We start from the raw sequence: 3,338 nt of genomic DNA, 5'->3' as shown, positions 1-3,338 counted from the left end.
AGCTTTCCGCCCTTTTCCGTATTCGTATGCCCCGTTTAACCCATTAAAACAAAAGTCGTATGAATACCGAAATAACCATTATAGCAAGTATATTCCTGTTGCTGGGCGGCCTGGCAGCGTTTCCGTTTACGCTCGATTACAGCAATACTTCATGGATGCCCCGTTGGATGCGTCCTGATGTGGACTACCTGGAACGTCCGTTCCGCTACGACTATCCCGGACGCGGAATGCAAATAATCTTTTCCCTCCTTGTCCTGTTTGTGGGAGCAATGTCACTGCTTACCTTGCTGGACAAGAACCTGTCCCAAACGGTAACTCCCGGACAGTGGTTCGACAGTATGTCACTTGTGCTTCCTGCCTGTCAGGTATCCTGTATCCTGTTCATGCGTCAGGAATACAACGATCCGTTTGAATATGCCGACCGCCTTACCGGATTCAGCATGTGGAAAGTTACAGCGGCTCTATGCCTGATACCTCTTCTATGGTTGCCATACGTTGCCGGTCTATTGGATTCTTCCATATACCGTTTTGCGGTACTTTCCTGTAATCTGCTGGCATACACCTTTCTTGTTTACGATTATAGACGTGTTTACAGGAAGCGTTTCGATTACGAATATACCGAAGACATCGGTTGGAAGGAAATGTATCCGGAAAGCCTGTACCTTTTAGCCTATCCTGTCTGTTCGGTAACCCTGCTCTGGTCCCTATGGCAAAACAAGGAAGTCTGTATTCTCGTATATGGTGTGGCGTTGATTATTTTCAGTCTGACAAAGACAGTATGCCGTTTTCATCCGGCAATCCGGGGAGATGAACATGAACGGTGTGAATATCTCTGGTATCGTCCCCGCGAAATGACTACTGACCGGGCAAAGAGGATTTGCAGTCAGATACAGAAAGGCAGAGGGATATTTGCCGATTCACGTCCTTATTACGTGGTTGTCAGCCGCCGCTGCCATTCCACCCGTTACCAGTTCCAGCTTACCACTGAGGGAGAACATCAAAAAAGGATTCTTCTCGATGGGAACATACGTGTCCTGATCTGTAGGAAATTCGATTCTTTATCCGCAGCCGGCCTTTACCGGCTGCAACTGGTGGAGCAATACTGGAACACGTACTATAATAATTTTTTCCGTTACGAGTCGCGCGCCCGTTTGGATTTTGAAAGAGATTTGAAAGTAAACATGAAGGACACAGACTGAATAACGGAACTTCAGTATTGTAGATTTAACTAGTAAATTAAACCAAATAAAAATATGAGATGCCTGAAAAAATGGATTTGGACAGTTTTCCTTTCTTTGTTCCTGCTTCCCGCCGGGGCACAGGAACAGGCGGACACGACCTATACTTTCCGTTTCAAGACAGGAAAAGACATGTTCTATGTACCCTGGAACGGTAATGACGGGGAACTTGCGAGGCTGGAAGCCTGTGTAGAGAAGTACAAGACAGAGATACTCGGAGGCCGGATGCCGCTGCATGTGGACGGATACTGCTGTTCGCAACCCACGGAAACGGAAAATCTCGCCATGGCGAGAATCCGCTCGAATAGAGTGAAATCGGAACTTATCGTGCGCCGGGAACTGACGGAAGAATGCTTCGTCACCCGTAACCATGCGGCAGAAGGTGATTTCGTCACCGTGCGCCTGACGGTACCGGTAAAAGAGACAGCCGTAACGGATACGGATGCGAAAGCCCGATGCAAAGCGGAAGCCGAACGATTAGAAGCAGAAAAACGTGCCGAACAGGAACGTCTTGCCGAGGAGCAACGCAAAGCGGAAGAAGCCCGACTTGCCGCTGAAAAGGCAGAGGCAGAGAAAGCCGCTCAGCAAAACACATTTGCCGACACGCCGTCGGAAACCAAAATCACAACTGATTATCATCTCTCCCTGCGTGCCAACCTGCTGCGCTGGGCTACCCTGACACCCGATTTAGGGCTTGAATGGCGCATCTGCCCGTCGTGGGGCATTGCTGTAAACGGCTCGTGGACTTCTTGGAGCTGGAGCGACAAGGACCGCCGCTATGCACTCTGGGAAGTGGCTCCGGAAGTGCGTTACTACATGGGCGAGAAGAAAGCCTGGTATCTGGGTGCTATGTTCAAGGCCGGACAGTTCAACTACAAACTCTCCGAAACGGGTAAGCAGGGCGACCTGATGGGTGGCGGCATCACCGCAGGCTACCAGCTGCGGCTGAACAAGGCACTGAATCTTGATTTCAACCTCGGTCTGGGCTACCTGAATGCCGACTATGAGAAATATGAGGTCATTGACGGTGTGCGAGTATGCCGCGGCAACGAGACAAAGGACTGGTGGGGCCCCATCAATGCCGGTGTGACATTGGTATGGAAGTTATTCTAACTCGGAGGAATCGAATATGAAAGCAAGACAATATATAAATATGATGGGAATGGCAGCCGCCGTGCTGCTCTCTTCCTGCGTGAAGGACACGCTCTATGACACGCCGCATCCCGACAAGGGAGCTGTCACCATCAGCCTGACGGGACTGTCGGCAGACGATAACTATGTACTCGACATGGACGGGAAGGTGGCCGACATTACAGGTTCGCCATTCACCAATCCCGACCTGCTCAATCCGGGAACACACAGTATGGTAATCTATAACCGTGCGGAAGGTTTCACTTTCGACGGACGAATGGCACGGGTCAATGCCCCTGATGGCAAGAGCCGTGCGGACGGTGCATCCGTAATCCCCCTGCCGGGCTATCTGAAGTCCGTCAGCCGGGAGATTACCGTCACAGCCGATGACACGCTGCGTGTCAGCCTTGTTCCGCAGCAGCGGGTGCGCGACCTGCACATCGAGTTCACCGTAACGCAAGGCCGCCCCGAGCTGATACAGAGCGTCACCGCCACCCTCGGCGGCATAGCCGGCGCCTTCGACATGGAGGCGGAACAGACCGTCGGCGAACCTGTCTCCACGGTCTTCGCCTTCACCCGTGAAGGCAGCAAGCTCACGGCCGACCTGCGCCTGCTGGGTACGATGGGAGACGTGCAGACGCTGGTGCTGGACATCGTCTTCACCGACGGCGGACGCACACAACATACGGAGGTAGAACTGACCGAGGCCATGAAGGAGTTTAACGGCGACATGACCACCGCCTACCGTGTGACCGGAACACTGGAAACGCCCGTCGGCATGGAAGAAGGCAAGGGCGAGATTACCGGATGGGAAACGGGGGACGGAGGCGACGTTAGCGCGGAAATGTAAGACAATTAATAATTAACAATTAACAATGAATAAAATGAAGACTAAACACTTTGCACTCGCAGTGCTGGCATTGTCACTTGCCGCCTGCAACAATGAAAATGAGATTTTGAACAACGACG

The 3,338-nt window shown here is 51.9% G+C and carries 3 protein-coding genes; all 3 read left to right on the top strand.

Features of this window, described 5'->3' with window-relative positions:
- Positions 1 to 59 precede the first annotated feature (59 nt).
- From B5F71_RS19050 to B5F71_RS19040, 3 genes are read left to right on the top strand one after another with little or no spacing between them, the layout of a single operon-like run.
- The gene (locus B5F71_RS19050; RefSeq protein ID WP_087213475.1) at positions 60 to 1,199 is read left to right on the top strand and encodes a hypothetical protein; all 1,140 of its coding nucleotides are present in this window, start codon (positions 60 to 62) and stop codon (positions 1,197 to 1,199) included.
- Between the two features lie 54 nt (positions 1,200 to 1,253).
- Positions 1,254 to 2,351: a DUF3575 domain-containing protein gene (locus tag B5F71_RS19045; protein WP_087213472.1), complete on the top strand. Its 1,098-nt coding sequence runs from the start codon at positions 1,254 to 1,256 to the stop codon at positions 2,349 to 2,351.
- Between the two features lie 40 nt (positions 2,352 to 2,391).
- The gene (locus tag B5F71_RS19040; RefSeq protein WP_241148664.1) at positions 2,392 to 3,219 is read left to right on the top strand and encodes a hypothetical protein; all 828 of its coding nucleotides are present in this window, start codon (positions 2,392 to 2,394) and stop codon (positions 3,217 to 3,219) included.
- Positions 3,220 to 3,338 lie beyond the last annotated feature (119 nt).

The organism is Bacteroides sp. An269 (genome assembly GCF_002159755.1).
GTDB classification, from domain to species: Bacteria; Bacteroidota; Bacteroidia; order Bacteroidales; family Bacteroidaceae; genus Phocaeicola; species Phocaeicola intestinalis.
Note: the sequence above shows the minus strand (reverse complement) of the source record. Positions and strands in the feature narration are given on the sequence as shown.